This window comes from Pseudomonas fungipugnans (assembly GCF_029955235.1).
Lineage (GTDB): Bacteria > Pseudomonadota > Gammaproteobacteria > Pseudomonadales > Pseudomonadaceae > Aquipseudomonas > Aquipseudomonas fungipugnans.
This window is the reverse complement of sequence record NZ_JARBWL010000002.1, coordinates 2,853,543-2,868,232: the sequence shown is the minus strand read 5'-3', so window position 1 is coordinate 2,868,232 and position 14,690 is coordinate 2,853,543. Positions and strand designations below refer to the sequence as shown.

Here is a 14,690-nt window from a genome sequence, read left to right as displayed (position 1 = left end):
GGTGGATCAGTCAACATAGATGTCACCTGACACGACGTCTTCGCGAGCAAGCCCGCTCCCACAGGGATTACGCATGATTTTCATGAATCACCGCAAGCCCGTCTAGCTCACCAACCTCGCCGCCAACGCCTTCGCCTGACTACAAACCTCAGTCACCGCCGTACTCTCCCACCATATCCCGCGCAACGGCGGGCCCATGGCGAACAGGCGCTGAGCCGCCTGGCCATCCGCCGCCAAGACGGCACCATCCGCCTGCGCCGCAATGCCCAGCGCCAGCGGCCCCGGTTTGATCAGGCCGCGGGCCAGCAGCTGTTGCGGCAGTGGCCGGGCGACCCGGCGCCAGTCGTATTCGATGCCGCTGGAGTTGATCAATGCCGCACCGCTGACCACCACCGTTTCAACCTCGCCACGACGACGGATGCGAATGCGTACGGCGCCGTTCGAAGCAGGCTCCAGCCCTTTGAACGAGGCCGCCTGAATCCGCAATCGCCCCTCCCCGTGCAACAGCTCTATCAGCTCGGCACTGAGCGGCGGCGAGCGGTGGTGATGACTTTCCCACCAAGGTCGGACGTGGCGCACGAACTGGCGGCGCTGCGCATCGGTTGCCTGGCTCCACAACCGGCCGACATGCGCGCGTACGGTGTCCAGCGGTGCCTGCCAATCGACGCCCTGGGCGATGGCGTCCCGGCAATGCCGGCGCAACTCGCGGACCAACTGGCGCGGTGTGCGCAGGCTGTGATCGGCATCGAGAAAGTCCGCCCAGGCGGGCGGCTGTCGACGCCGCTGCGGCAAAAGTCCGTGACGGGAAAACACTTCGATCGGCCCACGATGCCCAGCCTGTTCCAGCGACACTACGGCATCGACCATGGTCAACCCCGAGCCGATGATCAGTACCGTCGATTGCGGGTCGAGCTGGCGCATGGCAGCGACATCCCACGGGTCGAGGGCTGCGGCGTTCAAGCCGCTGGACTCGGTTTGCGGCGTTCGCGCAGCCGGGAACAGCCCCGTGGCCAGTACCGCGTACGCCCCCTGCAAACGCTGGCCGTCGCTCAGCGTCAGCAACACCGAATCGTCTCGGGTTTGCAGATCAACCACTTCGGCCCGAACGTGTTCAACCGTCGAACCTTGCAAGGTGCCAGCCACCTGCGCTTCGGCCAAACGTTGCTGCACGTACACGCCGAACAGCCCACGCGGCGGGAACAGCTGACTGACTGGCACATGCTGCTGATCCGATTCCGGCCAGCCGCCTGCCGTGATGTGGTCGGTGAGCCATTGGGTCAGATCATCAGCGTTGTCCGGGTCGACGCTCATCCGCGCCGCATTGCCGTTCAGCGTATGGCCCAGTTCCACCGCGCTGTACGCTTCGCCACGACCCAGTTCGGCGCGCGGCTCGATCACCAGCATCGAGCGTTTGCCTGGCAGGCGTAACAACTGCGCCGCCAGCATCGTGCCGCTGAGGCCGCCGCCGACGATCAGAATATCTGCGTGACGGATGGCGTCGGTCGCCTGTCCGCTTGAGGTTTCGCTCATGCCGTTCTCATTGATCAGTTTTACCCAGGTAGAAATCATGACGATCGCCCCGCGCCAGCAACTCGTCGGCGCTACCGGACAACACCACACGGCCGGTGTCGAGCACATAGGCGGTTGAGGCGTACTTCAGCGCTACGTTGATGTTTTGCTCGGCAATCAGAAAACTCACCTGCTCTTCGCGATTGAGTTGCGCAATGATTTCGAAAATCTCCTGCGCGATGATCGGCGCCAATCCCATCGAAGGCTCATCGAGCAAGACCAGGGTCGGCCGGGTCATCAGCGCCCGGCCAATGGCGACCATCTGCTGCTCGCCCCCCGACGTCAGCCCGGCCTGAGTCTTGCGTTTGGTTTTCAGGCGCGCAAGCCAAGCGTAGACCTGCTCGAGGTCCCATGCTAGCTCCTGACGACTCAAGCCCCGGACAAACCCGCCGCTGCGCAGGTTGTCCTCGACCGTCAATTGCGCGAACACATGTCTCCCTTCCAGCACATGGACCATGCCCTGACGCACCCGCACGCCGTATCGTGCCCCAGAAACTCGATCACGCCGCGACTGACCTGCGCCCGCCCGGCCCGTACCAACCCGGAAATCGCCTTGAGCGTGGCGCTATTGCCCACACCGTTAGGCCCGATCAGCGCGCAGATCTCGCCCCGGCGAACGTCGAACGACAGTTCGTTGATCGCCTTGACGCCTTTGAACGACAGGGAAATGCCACTGACTTGCAGGATGGAATCGGTCGAGCTCATGCCATGTCCCGTTTGAATTCGGTCAGCCAGGTCGGCGTGGGTTGAGCATCGACGGCGCGAGTGGCTTGCCAGATGAAATGCAGGTTGTGAAAACCCAGCAGTCGGCGAACGCGGTGCTTGATCAGCCGTTGCAGGCCCTTTTGCGGGTGGGCGATGGCCCAGTCGCAGAGCCGTCGGCGCCAGGTGCCTGATGGCGCGAGACGGCTTTCGATTTCATCGTCCAGCAGCTTCAGACGCTCAGCGGAAAGCAATAGCCCGGACGGCGCCACTTCCCGGCGATCACGACTGGCACTGCCGGGGCTTTCCGGGAACGCCAGCGCGTGGCCGCTGTTCAGCCACTGCTCCAGTAACACCGTCAGGCCATGTTGCCATTGGGTGCTTTCTTCGCACCACAGTTGCGCGCTTTGGCTCCAGCGTTTGAGGCGTTCCGGGGATTCGGAGGGGCCGAGCAAGGCGCTGAAATCGAGCAGCGACTGGTGCTGATTGATCCACAATTGCCGGGTCTGCCTTCCGGCTACGAAGGCGTGAGTTGGACGGCTGCGCCACAAGGCTTGGTGCAGCGCTTCGGGCGCGAGGTTGTCTGGCAGTGTCAGCAACGTGCCGCCAATCTGCTGGGCCGCGAGTGCCAGCAGCAACAGGTTCGGTTCGAAGGCACCGCTCAGGGCCAGCCGCGAATCCCCGGTAAATCCCTGTTGGCGCAGACCGTCAGCCAGACGCTCGACATCGCGTAGCACATCGATCCAACGCCAGACAAACCACTGGCCATGCCGCTTGTGCCGCAGCGCCGCCTGCAACGGGCTGACCTGCGCCCAGTGCCGTAATTGCTCCAGCGCCCTGGCCGCGGTGACCTGCCACTCGCTGGAGTCCGCGACTGGCGAACGTTTGAGTTCGTGCACACTCATGGGCTTTACCTCGGTGTCATGGGCAAAAGCATGCGGTGGTCCGCCGGGCTGAAGGGTTAATACCGTTGACTACTGTTCGCCTCGCTGCCACATGGGGATGGCTGTCGGGTCGCAGATTTGTGTTCGACACAAATCAACTGTGGGAGCGGGCTTGCTCGCGAAAGCGGTGTAACAGGCGACATCGATGCTGAATGTGCCGGCCTCTTCGCGGGCAAGCCCGTTCCCACATGGGGATGGTTGTCAGACCAAAATGTGTGTACGCCCCAATCAACTGTGGGAGCGAGCTTGCTCGCGATTCGGTCTGTCAGGCGACATCGATGCTGAATGTGCCGGCCTCTTCGCGAGCAGCCTACGCAGACACCACTTTCCTCTCCTGCTGCCGCAACCCCGCCAGATCCCGATACCCCGCCCCCGGATGAATGTCCGGCAACCGTGCCCCCGCGCCAAACAGCTTCTCGCGCAAGGTCCCCGGCGCATATTCGGTCTTGTACGCCCCGCGCTTCTGCAACTCCGGCACCAGCAGCTCCACGGCGTCGATAAAGGTTTCATGGGTCAGCGCATAGGCCAGGTTGAAACCGTCAACATCGGTGTCCTCGACCCACTCCTGCAACAAATCCGCAACCGTTTCCGGACTGCCGACAAACAACGGGCCGAAGCCGCCAATCCCCACCCAGTCCGCCAGTTCGTTGGGCGTCCAGACCTTGTTCGGGTCAGCCGTGGAGAACGCTTCCACCGCTGATTGAATGGCGTTGGTGTGCACATGCTTGAGCGGCTCATCAGGCTTGAACTGGCTGAAGTCGATACCGGTCCAGCCCGAGATCAGCGCCATCGCGCCTTCGTAGCTGACCCAGGTCTTGTATTCCTCGAACTTGGCTTTGGCCTTGGCGTCGGTCTCGCCGAGGATCACCGTTTGCAGGTTGAAGACAAGTATCTTCGACGGATCGCGCCCGGCCTCGGCGGCACGACGGCGGATGTCGGCCACGGTCTTCTTCAGCAGCACTTTGGAGGGCGCAGCGACGAACACGCACTCGGCATGCTCGGCGGCGAACTGCTTGCCGCGACTCGATGCCCCGGCCTGATACAGCACGGGCGTGCGTTGCGGCGACGGTTCGCAGAGATGAATGCCCGGCACCTGGAAATGTTTTCCGACGTGTCGAATCTCATGGATCTTGCTCGGGTCGCTGAAGATTCGCCGCTCGCGATCGCGCAGGACCGCGCCCTCTTCCCAGCTGCCTTCCCAGAGCTTGTAGCAGACCTCCAGATACTCTTCGGCGAAGTCATAACGGGCGTCGTGTTCCGTCTGGTTTTTCTGCCCGAGGTTCTTCGCGCCGCTCTCCAGATACGAAGTGACGATGTTCCAGCCGGCGCGGCCCCTGGTCAGGTGATCGAGGGTCGACAGGCGACGGGCGAACGGATACGGATGCTCGAACGACAGCGACGCAGTCAGGCCGAAACCCAGGTGCTCGGTGACCAGCGCCATCGGCGGGATCAGTTGCAGCGGGTCGTTGACCGGCACCTGCGCCGCCTGACGAATCGCCGCGTCACCATTGCCGTTGTAGACGTCGTAGATGCCCAGCACGTCGGCAATGAACAGACCGTCGAACTTGCCGCGCTCAAGAATTTTCGCCAGATCGGTCCAGTATTCCAGGTCCTTGTATTGCCACGAGCGATCACGCGGATGGGCCCAGAGCCCCGGCGACTGGTGCCCGACGCAGTTCATGTCAAAAGCGTTGAGACGAATTTCACGGGCCATCAAACGGCACTCTCTATAGCTGACGGGTGAATGCCGTTGAGGCGAAAATTGCCAATCAGATGGAGTTTCCAGCGCAATGGGGCGTGGAGTGAGCCGGGCAACACGGTGCGCTGGCCGGAGAGTTCGAATTCAGCGTTGCTCACGGCGTTCAACGCATCGGCGCTGGCCAGCTGCGATTCGGCGACTGCGATGCTGATCTCGGTGGCGTCTTCACTGCTGTTCAAAAAATCGTCGGCGCGTTCTAGCAACGCGGCGGCAACTTCGATGCGAATGTGCAGGTCGCCGAAACGGCTGATGACAAAGGGATCATTCGCAGTCTTGGCCTGACGAACGAAACGCAAGGTCGTGTCGAACAGGCTGCGGGCGTTGTGCAGGTCGAGCTGCGCCTGGGTCAATGGCTGGCCAGGCGGTTGGGTCAATGCGTTCATGGTGGGCTCCTCAGTTCCAGGCGTGGCGCGCGGGCTTGACGCCGTTGAGCAGGTAGTTGCCGATCAGGTGATATTTCCAGCGCGCCGGGTCGTGCAGGGTGTGGGTGCGAGCGTTGCGCCAGTGGCGGTCGAGGTTGTATTTGCCGAGCACCGAGCGCGTGCCGGCCAGTTCGAACAGTTTGCTGCTGGCGAGCAAGGCGATTTCGGCAGACAGCACCTTGGCCTGGGCGACCACCACCGATGCGCGGGCCACGGTGTCTTCGCCGGGATTGAGCAATGCGGCATCGATGGCCTGGCCGGCCTTCCTCAGGATCGCTTCGGTGCCGTGGACGCGCCATTCAAGGTCGCCAATCGCGGCAATGCTGAACGGATCTTGCCAGCCGTGATCCTGGCCGCTGTCGATCCACGGTCGAGCCTCTCGGGCATAGCGCTTGGTTTCTTCGAGGGCGCCGAGGGCGATGCCGGTGTCCACGGCGGCCTGGATGATTTGCGAGATCGGGCCGTCGGCGGTGGGTACGTCGAACGCTCTATGCGCCGGGATCACTGCGCTGAGCGGCACCTTGACGGCCTTGAGTGTCACGCCGCCGCTGGCCGTGGTGCGCTGGCCGAAGCCGTCCCAACTGTCGATCACCGTCAGGCCGGGATTGTCGCGTTCGATGAAAGCGATGAAGGCCTTGTTGTCTTCATCAACCGCCACCGCCGGCACGATGTGCGCGAACAGCGCCCCGGTGCAGTAGAACTTCTCGCCGTCGATTTGCGCGCTGTCTTTGTCGAAGCGGATACGGGTTTCGAAGGCGCCGGCGTTTTTGCTTTTCGATTCGGAGAAGGCGTTGCCGAAACGATGGCCTTGCAGGACTTTGCCGAAGTAGTAGCGCTTCTGCGCTTCAGTGGCGGTTTGCAGCAGGATGTCGAGCACGCCGAGGTGGTTTTGCGGGATCTGGCCGAGGGACGAATCGGCGGCGGAAATGATCTTGATCACTTCGGCGACCGTCACATAAGACACGCCGGCGCCGCCGTATTCCTTGGGTATGGTGATGCCCCACAGGCCGCTGGCGGAGAACTCGTCAAGCTCAACGACCGGCAAGCGCCGCTCGCGATCACGGGCACTGGCCTCGACGGCAAAGCGCGCGGCGAGTCTGTGTGCCACGGCGATGGCTTCCGCGTCCGAGCGGATTACATGGGCGGTAACAGGTGAGGTTGTCATGGGCCGACTCCGTGGTTCCGGGTGAATGCCCAGAACTTTTGCAGGAGTCGTGCCTAAAATTAAATCTCTTTAATTTCAACAAGTTGAAAGATATTTAAAGAATTACTGATCACTTGATTGCAGCAAAATGTCGATCTGCTGTTGGCCGGCAAACAGTTAGATCACCACGTTACGCACGAACCGCGTCGCCACCGGCCCATCGTTGCGATAAGTGTGGGGCTGGTTGCTGGCGAACATGAAGAACTCGCCGGCAGCGATCAGCTGCGGTGTGTCGCCCAGCATCAGCGTCAGGCAGCCTTCGAACACATACAACTGCTCACTCCAGCCGTCGGCATCCGCTTGCGAGGGGTAAATCTCCCCCGGTTGCAGGCACCACTCCCACTGCTCCACTTCCCGGGTGGCGGTGGCTTTGGAGAGCAGCACGGCTTTACTGCCGGGGATCGTCCCGGCCCACGCCAATTCGTTGATGCGGCTCGGATCACGCGCGTCCGGGGCCTGGATCAAGTCACTGAACGCCACATCCAGCGCTTCGGCGACGCGGTCGAGGGTGGTCAGGCTGACGTTCTTTTCGCCGGCCTCGATGGCCACCAGCATGCGGCGGCTGACCCCGGACTTTTCCGCCAGGGCGGCCTGGCTCATGTCCGCCGCATGGCGCAAGCGCCGAACGTTCTGGCTGACGTGCTGGAGAACCGAAGCCCGCGGGTTGGAATCTTTGTGCACTATATTGCTCACTTGGTGGGATTGGGCAGTATACTGCGCAACATTGGGCGCATTGTGCGGCCCCCTCAAGTAGTGCGCAAGGTCATGACGTCGGTGAACTCCCCCTCCCGTTTTTCGCGATTCAGCAAGGCCGAGTGCGTGCTGGTGGTTATCACCATGGTCTGGGGCGGGACGTTCCTGCTGGTTCAGCATGCAATGACCGTCAGCGGCCCGATGTTTTTCGTCGGCCTGCGCTTTGCCGCTGCCGCCAGCATCGTCGCGCTATTCTCCTGGCGGCATCTGCGGGAGCTGACCCTGTTCGAACTCAAGGCCGGGTCTTTCATCGGCGTGGCAATCATGCTCGGTTACGGCTTGCAGACCGTGGGCTTGCAGAGCATTCCCAGCAGCCAGTCGGCGTTCATCACCGCACTGTACGTGCCCTTTGTGCCGTTGCTGCAATGGCTGGTATTAGGGCGCCGGCCGGGGTTGATGCCGAGCATCGGCATCATGCTGGCGTTTACCGGACTGATGTTGCTGTCCGGGCCTGCCGGGGCTTCGCTGGATTTCAGTCCGGGAGAAATCGCCACGTTGATCAGCGCCATCGCGATTGCGGCGGAAATCATTTTGATCAGCACCTATGCCGGTCAGGTCGATGTGCGCCGGGTGACGGTGGTGCAACTGGCCGTCACTTCCGTGTTGTCGTTCCTGCTGGTGGTGCCGACACAGGAAGTGATTCCAGACTTTTCATGGTTGCTGTTGTGCAGCGCTTTGGGGCTGGGCGCAGCGAGTGCAGCGATTCAGGTGGCGATGAACTGGGCGCAGAAAAGTGTTTCACCGACCCGGGCCACGTTGATTTATGCCGGTGAACCGGTCTGGGCCGGGATCGCCGGGCGGCTGGCCGGGGAACGGCTGCCAGCGATTGCATTGCTCGGGGCCGGGTTGATTGTGGCGGCGGTGATTGTCAGTGAGTTGAAGACCAAGGGGAAAGTGGTGACAACTGAAGAAGAACTGGAGCGCGAAATCCAGCAGTGAAACCCGAGTTTTGCGGCGCCTGGACAATCGTATTAGCGAGCAGGCTCGCACCCACAGGGGATTGGCTGAGTACGCGAATGTTGTGTACCACGATGATCCCTTGTGGGAGCGAGCCTGCTCGCGAAGGGGCCGACCCTGCTGAAATCATTCGCGCTGAAACAATGATAAACAAACAAATCCTGCTTACCTTGTAGGATCCTGCCACAGGTTGCCGTTTGGTGATCCTGATTCCGGCACGTATGATGCATCACAAACTTCCGCAGATTAGAAGCCTATGTCCCTGATAGTTCTACTGCTTCTGCCTTTTATCGGCAGCTGTCTGGCGGCTTTGCTGCCTCACAACGCGCGTAACACCGAATCGCTGCTGGCGGGTCTGGTCGCCTTGATCGGCACTGTCCAGGTCGCCCTCCTGTACCCGCAAATCGCCCATGGCGGCGTGATCCGCGAAGAATTTTTCTGGCTGCCCAGCCTGGGCCTGAACTTTGTCCTGCGCATGGACGGTTTCGCCTGGCTGTTCTCGATGCTGGTGCTGGGTATCGGCACGCTGGTGTCGCTGTACGCCCGTTACTACATGTCACCGGATGACCCGGTGCCACGTTTCTTCGCATTTTTCCTGGCGTTCATGGGCGCCATGCTCGGGCTGGTGATTTCCGGCAACCTGATCCAGATCGTGTTCTTCTGGGAGCTGACCAGCCTCTTTTCCTTCCTGTTGATCGGCTACTGGCACCACCGCTCCGATGCACGCCGGGGCGCCTATATGGCGCTGATGGTCACGGGGGCCGGCGGACTGTGCCTGCTGGCGGGGGTCATGCTGCTCGGCCATGTCGTCGGCAGCTATGACCTGGACAAGGTCCTGGCCGCCGGCGATCTGATTCGTGCACATGCCCTCTACCCCATCCTGTTACCCGTGATCCTGATCGGCGCCTTGAGCAAAAGCGCACAGTTCCCCTTTCACTTCTGGCTGCCGCACGCGATGGCGGCGCCGACCCCGGTTTCGGCTTATCTGCACTCGGCGACCATGGTCAAGGCCGGGGTCTTTCTGCTGGCGCGGCTATGGCCGTCGCTGTCCGGCAGTGAAGAATGGTTCTATATCGTCAGCGGCGCCGGCGCTTGCACGCTGTTGCTCGGCGCGTATTGCGCGATGTTCCAGAACGACCTCAAGGGCCTGCTGGCCTATTCGACCATCAGCCACCTGGGCCTGATCACACTGCTGCTGGGCCTGAACAGCCCCCTGGCCGCGGTGGCCGCGGTGTTCCACATTCTCAACCACGCCACCTTCAAGGCCTCGCTGTTCATGGCCGCCGGGATCATCGACCACGAAAGCGGCACCCGGGACATCCGCAAGCTCAGCGGCCTGATCCGGCTGATTCCATTCACCGCGACGCTGGCCATGGTTGCCAGCGCCTCGATGGCGGGCGTGCCGTTGCTCAACGGCTTCCTGTCGAAAGAGATGTTCTTCGCCGAAACCGTGTTCATCAATGCCACGGCCTGGGTCGAGATGAGCCTGCCAATCATCGCCACCATCGCTGGCACCTTCAGCGTGGCCTACTCCCTGCGATTTACGGTTGATGTGTTTTTTGGCCCGACCGCCACCGACCTTCCCCACACCCCGCACGAACCACCACGCTGGATGCGCGCACCGGTGGAGTTGCTGGTGTTCACCTGCCTGATTGTCGGGATCTTCCCCGCCCAGGTGGTCGGTCCGCTGCTCGCGGCGGCGGCCCTGCCGGTGGTGGGCGGCACGTTGCCCGAGTACAGCCTGGCAATCTGGCACGGCCTGAACGCGCCGATGATCATGAGCCTGATCGCCATGTCCGGCGGCATTGTGCTCTACCTGCTGTTGCGCAAGCAGCTCAAGCGCGGGCGCTTCAAGTACCCGCCGATCATTGGCCTGTTCAACGGCAAACGCCTGTTCGAGCGCAGCCTGGTGATCATGATGCGTCTGGCACGACGTCTGGAGCGACGAATCAGCACCAGGCGCCTGCAAACCCAATTGTTCCTGATGGTGCTTGCCGCCGTTCTGGCCGGCTTGATCCCGATGCTGCACAGCAGCCTGAGCTGGGGCGACCGACCGAAAATTCCGGGCTCCATCGTATTCGTCACCCTGTGGCTGCTGGCGATTGCCTGTGCCCTCGGCGCGGCGTGGCAGGCCAAGTATCACCGGCTCGCGGCCCTGACCATGGTCAGCGTTTGTGGCCTGATGACCTGCGTGACCTTCGTCTGGTTCTCGGCGCCGGACCTGGCATTGACGCAGTTGGTGGTCGAAGTGGTGACCACCGTGCTGATCCTGCTGGGCCTGCGCTGGTTGCCACGGCGGATCGAAGAAGTCTCGCCACTGCCCAGCAGCCGACGCAAGGCTCGGGTTCGTCGTCTTCGCGACTTGCTGCTGTCGAGTGCGGTAGGTGGCGGCATGGCGCTGCTGTCCTACGCGATGCTGACGCGTCAGACGCCGAACGACATTTCCTCGTTCTACCTCAGTCGTGCCCTGCCCGAAGGCGGCGGCAGCAACGTGGTCAACGTGATGCTGGTGGACTTTCGTGGCTTCGACACCCTCGGTGAAATCACCGTTCTGGTGGCCGTGGCCCTGACCGTATTCGCCCTGTTGCGCCGCTTCCGCCCACCGAAAGAAAGCCTGCAATTGCCAGCCCAGCAGCGCTTGCTCGCGCCGGACGTGGTGACCGACCTGGTCAACCCGCGTCACGCCAGCGACACCGCGCTGGGCTTCATGATGGTGCCGGCAGTGCTGGTGCGCTTGCTGCTGCCGATTGCGCTGGTGGTGTCGTTCTACCTGTTCATGCGCGGCCATAACCAACCGGGTGGCGGTTTCGTCGCCGGGCTGGTGATGTCGGTGGCGTTCATCCTGCAATACATGGTCGCCGGCACCCAGTGGGTCGAGGCGCAAATGAGCCTGCGGCCACTGCGCTGGATGGGTACCGGCCTGCTGTTTGCCACCGTCACCGGGCTCGGCGCCATGGCGGTCGGTTATCCGTTCCTGACCACCCATACCTGGCACTTTGCAATGCCGGTACTGGGCGACATACACATTGCCAGCGCGCTGTTCTTCGACATCGGCGTGTACGCTGTGGTGGTCGGTTCGACGCTGTTGATCCTCACCGCCCTCGCCCACCAATCGGTTCGTGGTCACAAAACTGCGGCCCTGCCCAAATCCGTTGCCGCCAAGGGAGCCGTCTGATGGAAGAAGTCATCGCAATCGCCATCGGCGTCCTCGCCGCATCCGGCGTGTGGCTGGTGCTGCGGCCACGGACGTTCCAGGTGGTCATGGGCCTGTGCCTGCTGTCCTACGGCGTCAATCTGTTCATCTTCAGCATGGGCAGCCTGTTCATCGGCAAGGAACCGATCATCAAGGACAGCGTGCCCCAGGATTTGCTGCACTACACCGATCCACTGCCGCAAGCACTGGTGCTGACAGCCATCGTGATCAGCTTTGCCATGACCGCGCTGTTTCTGGTGGTGCTGCTGGCGTCCCGGGGCCTGACCGGCACTGACCATGTGGACGGCCGGGAGCCTAAAGAATGATGGCCATGACTCACCTGATTGCCGCCCCGATCCTGCTGCCGCTGCTGACCGCCGCGATCATGTTGATGCTGGGCGAAAAACACCGCCCGCTGAAAGCCCGCATCAACCTGTTCTCCAGCCTGCTGGGGCTGGGCATTTCCGTGCTGTTGTTGCAATGGACGCAATCCACCGGCGTTCCCGGCTCCATCGGCGTGTACCTGCCGGGCAACTGGCAAGTGCCATTCGGCATTGTGCTGGTGGTCGATCGCCTGTCGGCGCTGATGCTGGTGCTGACCGGGATCATTGGCGTCAGCGCCCTGCTGTTCGCCATGGCCCGCTGGGACGGCGCCGGTTCGAGCTTCCACGCGTTGTTCCAGATTCAGCTGATGGGCCTGTACGGCGCCTTCCTGACCGCCGACCTGTTCAACCTGTTCGTGTTCTTTGAAGTGTTGCTGGCCGCTTCCTATGGCTTGATGCTCCACGGTTCGGGGCGGGCGCGGGTGTCATCGGGGCTGCATTACATCTCGATCAACCTGCTGGCCTCGTCGCTGTTTCTGATCGGCGCGGCGCTGATCTATGGCGTGACGGGCACGCTGAACATGGCGGACCTGGCGCTGAAGATCCCGCTGGTGCCGGAGGCCGACCGAGGTTTGTTGCACGCCGGCGCGGCGATTCTGGCGGTGGCGTTCCTGGCCAAGGCCGGGATGTGGCCGCTGAACTTCTGGTTGGTGCCGGCCTACTCTTCGGCCAGCGCGCCGGTGGCGGCAATGTTCGCGATCATGACCAAGGTTGGCATCTACACCTTGCTGCGCCTGTGGACACTGCTGTTCTCGGGCCAGGCCGGAGCGTCGGCTTACTTTGGGGGTGACTGGCTGATCTACGGCGGCATGGCGACCATCATCTGCGCAGCCGTGGCGATCCTGGCCGCACAACGCCTGGAGCGCATGGCCAGCCTGAGCATCCTGGTGTCGGCGGGGATTCTGCTGTCAGCCATCGGTTTCGCCCAGCCGAACCTGATCGGCGCGGCGCTGTTCTATCTAGTCAGCTCGACCCTGGCCCTGAGCGCACTGTTCCTGCTGGCCGAACTGATCGAGCGCTCGCGCTCGGCCAACGAAATGCCGCTGTACGATGAAGAATTGATGCCACGCCCGATGGAGTCGCTGCAACCGCCCAAGGGCATCAACCTCGATGACGAGCAGAAAGCCGTGGTCGGTCAGGTGATTCCCTGGACCATGGCGTTCCTCGGCTTGAGTTTCATTGCCTGCGCGTTGTTGATCATCGGCATGCCGCCGCTGTCGGGGTTCATTGGCAAACTCGGCTTGCTTCACGCCTTGCTCAACCCGCTGGGGCTGGGCAACAGCGGCGACATTCCCGTCTCGAATGCGGCGTGGGCGCTGCTGGCGTTGCTGATCCTGTCGGGGCTGGCGTCGTTGATTGCCTTCTCGCGCATGGGCATCCAGCGCTTCTGGACCCCGCAGGAACGGCCATCACCTGCACTGCGGCGTCTGGAATGTGTGCCGATTTTCGCACTGCTGGCCCTGAGTATCCTGCTGACCTTCAAGGCCGAGCCGCTGTTACGCTATACCCAGGCTGCCGCCGAGTCCCTGAACAACCCTGAACGCTATGTAATGGCGGTACTCGGCACCCGCGCCGTACCGAGCCCCGAGGCCCGTGCGGCGATGCTGGAGGTGCAACCATGAAGCGACTGTTTCCGGCACCTTGGTTGTCGCTGGCGTTGTGGCTGCTGTGGCTGGTGCTGAACCTGTCGATCAGCCCCGGCAACCTGCTGCTGGGCGCCGCGCTGGGTTTCTGCGCACCGCTGATGATGCGCAAGCTGCGACCGCTGCCGATCCGTATTCGCCGACCGGGGACGATTCTGCGGTTGTTCTTTCTGGTCGGGCGCGACGTTGTGGTGTCCAACCTGAGCGTGGCCTGGGGCGTACTCAATGCCGGGCGCCGGGCGCCTCGCTCGCACTTCGTCAAGGTGCCGCTGGACTTGCGCGACGCCAACGGTCTGGCTGCGCTGTCGATGATTTGCACGGTGGTACCCGGCACCGTCTGGTCGGAACTGGCGCTGGATCGCAGCATCCTGCTGCTGCACGTTTTCGATCTGGATGACGAGTTGACGTTTATCCAGCACTTCAAGACGACCTACGAGCGTCCCCTGATGGAGATCTTCGAATGAGCGACTTGCTGTCGAACGCGATCCTGTTGAGCCTTTTCATCTTTTCATTGGCGATGGTACTGACCCTGGTTCGCCTGTTCCGGGGGCCATCGGCACAGGACCGGGTTCTGGCGCTGGATTACTTGTACATCATCGCCATGCTGATGATGCTGACACTGGGCATCCGTTATGCCAGTGACACCTATTTCGAGGCGGCGCTGCTGATTGCGTTGTTCGGCTTCGTCGGGTCGTTTGCCCTGGCCAAATTCCTGCTGCGTGGCGAGGTGATCGAATGAATGGCGGACTGTCTTTGTGGGTTGAAATACCAGTGGCGATCCTGCTGGTGCTCAGCAGCCTGTTTGCATTGATCGGCGCGGTCGGGTTGCTGCGGATGAAGGATTATTTTCAGCGCATGCACCCGCCAGCATTGGCTTCAACGCTGGGTGCGTGGTGTGTGGCATTGGCGTCGATCATTTACTTTTCGGCGCTTAAATCCGCGCCGGTGCTGCATGCCTGGCTGATTCCGATTCTGCTGGCGATCACGGTACCGGTAACCACGTTGCTGCTGGCGCGGGCGGCACTGTTTCGCAAGCGCATGGCCGGGGATGATGTGCCGGCTGAGGTGAGTAGCCGGCGGACTGAGAACGGAAGCTGACTTCAAGCATTTATGTTGAATGTACCGGCCTCTTCGCGAGCAGGCTCGCTCCCACATTGGATC

The 14,690-nt window shown here is 62.2% G+C and carries 13 protein-coding genes and 1 pseudogene; 7 read left to right on the top strand and 7 right to left on the bottom strand.

Features of this window, described 5'->3' with window-relative positions:
* Positions 1-102: 102 nt before the first annotated feature.
* The 7 genes and pseudogenes from POF45_RS28500 to POF45_RS28470 all read right to left on the bottom strand — a co-directional run bounded on the left by POF45_RS28500 (position 103) and on the right by POF45_RS28470 (position 7,281).
* Positions 103-1,530 (bottom strand): FAD/NAD(P)-binding protein, encoded by a 1,428-nt coding sequence (locus POF45_RS28500; RefSeq protein ID WP_282317468.1) that lies wholly within the window; start codon positions 1,528-1,530, stop codon positions 103-105.
* 7 nt (positions 1,531-1,537) lie between these two features.
* Positions 1,538-2,274: pseudogene (locus POF45_RS28495) on the bottom strand (ABC transporter ATP-binding protein).
* Entirely contained in the window at positions 2,271-3,176 is a 906-nt protein-coding gene (locus POF45_RS28490) for an AMP-binding protein (RefSeq protein WP_259502485.1), read from the bottom strand. Before POF45_RS28490 ends, POF45_RS28495 begins: the two are co-directional and overlap by 4 nt.
* Positions 3,177-3,525: 349 nt before the next feature.
* Positions 3,526-4,929 carry an LLM class flavin-dependent oxidoreductase gene (locus tag POF45_RS28485; protein WP_282317307.1) on the bottom strand — a complete coding sequence of 468 codons (1,404 nt, stop codon included), beginning with the start codon at positions 4,927-4,929 and terminating at the stop codon, positions 3,526-3,528.
* The gene (locus POF45_RS28480) at positions 4,929-5,357 is read right to left on the bottom strand and encodes an acyl-CoA dehydrogenase (RefSeq protein WP_259502483.1); all 429 of its coding nucleotides are present in this window, start codon (positions 5,355-5,357) and stop codon (positions 4,929-4,931) included. Before POF45_RS28480 ends, POF45_RS28485 begins: the two co-directional genes overlap by 1 nt.
* A gap of 10 nt (positions 5,358-5,367) precedes the next feature.
* Positions 5,368-6,561 carry an SfnB family sulfur acquisition oxidoreductase gene (locus POF45_RS28475; RefSeq protein WP_282317305.1) on the bottom strand — a complete coding sequence of 398 codons (1,194 nt, stop codon included), beginning with the start codon at positions 6,559-6,561 and terminating at the stop codon, positions 5,368-5,370.
* Positions 6,562-6,717: 156 nt separating this feature from the next.
* A complete protein-coding gene (locus POF45_RS28470) occupies positions 6,718-7,281 on the bottom strand; it encodes a helix-turn-helix domain-containing protein (RefSeq protein WP_259502481.1) in 564 nt (187 codons plus the stop codon).
* Here POF45_RS28470 and POF45_RS28465 point away from each other — a divergent pair.
* From POF45_RS28465 to POF45_RS28435, 7 genes are all read left to right on the top strand, one after another.
* Positions 7,276-8,292 (top strand): DMT family transporter, encoded by a 1,017-nt coding sequence (locus POF45_RS28465; protein ID WP_259502480.1) that lies wholly within the window; start codon positions 7,276-7,278, stop codon positions 8,290-8,292. The genes POF45_RS28470 and POF45_RS28465 overlap by 6 nt on opposite strands.
* 274 nt (positions 8,293-8,566) lie before the next feature.
* Positions 8,567-11,485: a monovalent cation/H+ antiporter subunit A gene (locus POF45_RS28460; protein WP_282317304.1), complete on the top strand. Its 2,919-nt coding sequence runs from the start codon at positions 8,567-8,569 to the stop codon at positions 11,483-11,485.
* Positions 11,485-11,829, top strand: a complete 345-nt coding sequence (locus tag POF45_RS28455; protein WP_259502477.1) for a Na+/H+ antiporter subunit C — start codon at positions 11,485-11,487, stop codon at positions 11,827-11,829. The genes POF45_RS28460 and POF45_RS28455 overlap by 1 nt, the downstream gene beginning before the upstream one ends.
* The gene (locus tag POF45_RS28450) at positions 11,826-13,508 is read left to right on the top strand and encodes a monovalent cation/H+ antiporter subunit D (RefSeq protein WP_259502476.1); all 1,683 of its coding nucleotides are present in this window, start codon (positions 11,826-11,828) and stop codon (positions 13,506-13,508) included. Before POF45_RS28455 ends, POF45_RS28450 begins: the two co-directional genes overlap by 4 nt.
* The gene (locus POF45_RS28445) at positions 13,505-13,993 is read left to right on the top strand and encodes a Na+/H+ antiporter subunit E (protein WP_259502475.1); all 489 of its coding nucleotides are present in this window, start codon (positions 13,505-13,507) and stop codon (positions 13,991-13,993) included. The genes POF45_RS28450 and POF45_RS28445 overlap by 4 nt, the downstream gene beginning before the upstream one ends.
* Positions 13,990-14,268: a K+/H+ antiporter subunit F gene (locus POF45_RS28440; protein WP_259502473.1), complete on the top strand. Its 279-nt coding sequence runs from the start codon at positions 13,990-13,992 to the stop codon at positions 14,266-14,268. Before POF45_RS28445 ends, POF45_RS28440 begins: the two co-directional genes overlap by 4 nt.
* Entirely contained in the window at positions 14,265-14,627 is a 363-nt protein-coding gene (locus POF45_RS28435) for a Na+/H+ antiporter subunit G (RefSeq protein WP_259502472.1), read from the top strand. Before POF45_RS28440 ends, POF45_RS28435 begins: the two co-directional genes overlap by 4 nt.
* Positions 14,628-14,690: the final 63 nt, after the last annotated feature.

Coding starts and splice junctions, on each gene's coding strand:
- POF45_RS28500 (WP_282317468.1), bottom strand. CDS start 1,530: ATGAGCGAAACCTCAAGCGGACAGGCGACCGACGCCATCCGTCACGCA.
- POF45_RS28490 (WP_259502485.1), bottom strand. CDS start 3,176: ATGAGTGTGCACGAACTCAAACGTTCGCCAGTCGCGGACTCCAGCGAG.
- POF45_RS28485 (WP_282317307.1), bottom strand. CDS start 4,929: ATGGCCCGTGAAATTCGTCTCAACGCTTTTGACATGAACTGCGTCGGG.
- POF45_RS28480 (WP_259502483.1), bottom strand. CDS start 5,357: ATGAACGCATTGACCCAACCGCCTGGCCAGCCATTGACCCAGGCGCAG.
- POF45_RS28475 (WP_282317305.1), bottom strand. CDS start 6,561: ATGACAACCTCACCTGTTACCGCCCATGTAATCCGCTCGGACGCGGAA.
- POF45_RS28460 (WP_282317304.1), top strand. CDS start 8,567: ATGTCCCTGATAGTTCTACTGCTTCTGCCTTTTATCGGCAGCTGTCTG.
- POF45_RS28455 (WP_259502477.1), top strand. CDS start 11,485: ATGGAAGAAGTCATCGCAATCGCCATCGGCGTCCTCGCCGCATCCGGC.
- POF45_RS28450 (WP_259502476.1), top strand. CDS start 11,826: ATGATGGCCATGACTCACCTGATTGCCGCCCCGATCCTGCTGCCGCTG.
- POF45_RS28445 (WP_259502475.1), top strand. CDS start 13,505: ATGAAGCGACTGTTTCCGGCACCTTGGTTGTCGCTGGCGTTGTGGCTG.
- POF45_RS28440 (WP_259502473.1), top strand. CDS start 13,990: ATGAGCGACTTGCTGTCGAACGCGATCCTGTTGAGCCTTTTCATCTTT.
- POF45_RS28435 (WP_259502472.1), top strand. CDS start 14,265: ATGAATGGCGGACTGTCTTTGTGGGTTGAAATACCAGTGGCGATCCTG.